Origin of the sequence: Mycobacteroides franklinii (assembly GCF_001853795.1) — a bacterium.
GTDB classification, from domain to species: domain Bacteria; phylum Actinomycetota; class Actinomycetes; order Mycobacteriales; family Mycobacteriaceae; genus Mycobacterium; species Mycobacterium franklinii.
Window position 1 is genome coordinate 1 of the sequence record NZ_MLIK01000025.1, and the last position, 446, is coordinate 446.

At 65.0% G+C, this 446-nt stretch carries 1 protein-coding gene; it reads right to left on the bottom strand.

All coding sequences use genetic code 11. The annotated features are described in order from the left end of the window. On the bottom strand, positions 1 to 424 hold a 424-nt coding region (locus BKG76_RS23050; RefSeq protein WP_236737637.1), incomplete at its 3' end, for a TetR family transcriptional regulator. Positions 425 to 446 lie beyond the last annotated feature (22 nt).

Sequence of the window (446 nt, forward strand, 5' to 3'; positions counted from 1 at the left end):
GCTCTGCCAGCGCCACGTTGACCGCATCCGCCCGGAACTCCGACGCGGACTGCATCAGCGCCGGAGACGACGTGACGATGCGCGCCGAAGCCAACAGCCGATCCGACGTGAGCTGAGTGGGTGGCGCAGTCTTGGTGTTGAGGAACGCCTCCACGTGCGCCCGGTAGAGCGCCTCCATATGGGGGATGTCGGCCGGTTGCGCGGCGAGCGCGATCGCGACGATCTCGATCACCTCATCGACGAATGCCAACACGACGGCATCCTTGGTGGCGAAGTAGCGGCTGAACGTGCGCGGGGACACATCGGCCACCGCGGCGATCTGTTCAACCGTGGTTTGCTCGAAACCCTGGCGGTCACACAGATCGATGGCAGCCTCGATCAATGTCGCCCGGGTACGTTGCTTCTTGCGCTCACGCAAGCCCATCGCCGCCTGCCGCACAACGTCA